The organism is Mesorhizobium silamurunense (assembly GCF_014843825.1).
GTDB lineage: Bacteria > Pseudomonadota > Alphaproteobacteria > Rhizobiales > Rhizobiaceae > Mesorhizobium > Mesorhizobium silamurunense.
In genome coordinates, this window is sequence record NZ_JHQR01000278.1 from 1 (window position 1) to 1026 (window position 1026).

1 protein-coding gene is annotated in these 1026 nt (G+C 70.3%); it reads left to right on the forward strand.

Going from position 1 to position 1026, the window contains the following annotated elements; genetic code table 11:
- A partial coding sequence (locus DH10_RS29085) for a DUF2339 domain-containing protein (RefSeq protein ID WP_192385618.1) occupies window positions 1-1026 on the forward strand: 1026 nt, incomplete at both ends.

Sequence of the window (1026 nt, forward strand, 5' to 3'; positions counted from 1 at the left end):
GCTGCCGGCGCCTATATCCCGTCGATCCTGACGGCGGCCGGCGCCTTCATCCTGTTCGGTACCGTCTACGCCGCGCACGGCATCTATGGCTTCATCGGTCCGGCGCTCGCCTTCGCGCTGCTCGGCGCCATCGGCGTCGCGGCCATCGCCGCCTCGCTGGTCCACGGCCTGGCGCTGGCCGGCATCGGCCTTGTCGGCGCCATGGTCACGCCGGCGCTCGTCGCCTCGCAAGCGCCCAACCCCTGGGCGCTGTTCGTCTATCTGGCGATCGTGCTTGCCGCCACTGCCGCGATCGCCCGCATCCGTGACTGGAAGGCGCTGGTCGCCGCTGCCTTCGCCGGCTGCGGCATCTGGACCATCCTCTACATGACCGATGCTCCGGAGGTGAACCTGGCCGCCGTCCTGTTCATCAGCCTGGCGACGCTCGCCGTGCTCGCCTTCGTCTGGCTCGGCCGACGCGACGAGGCGGAGCGAGGCTTCGACTGGCCGTCGATCGCGCCCGGCTTCTTCGTTGCGCTGACCGCGCTCGGACTGTCGGTCGATCCGGTCTTTGCCAAGGCCGGTTATGCTTTGCATGGCGCGGTGCTGCTCGCGGCGCTTGTGGCGGTAGCGCTCTACCGGCCGCGCGCTCTGCCGCTGGTCTTCGCCGCCGGTCTGGCGACGGTGCTGATCCATCTCGGCATCATCCCGCCTGCCACCATCGGCGCCGATGCGCTGGATGTCGGCCTGGGCGCCGAGCCGCTGGCGATAGCCGACACGCTGACCTTCCGCATCGGCATCGCGCTTGCCCTCGTCTTCATCGGAACTGGCTTCTGGGCTGCGCGCCGTTCTGCGGCAACCGCGCCTGTCCGCGCCGCGTCCTGGGCGGCATGGGGCGTCATTACGCCGCTGGTTGTGCTCGCGGCACTCTGGCTCACCTTTGGCGATATCGACCGCGACCTCGGCTACGCGCTGCCGGCGCTGCTTCTGGTGCTGGTCTTTGCCGCCGGCGGCGAGTGGATCGCGCGCGCCGAAGAGCCGCCGCTC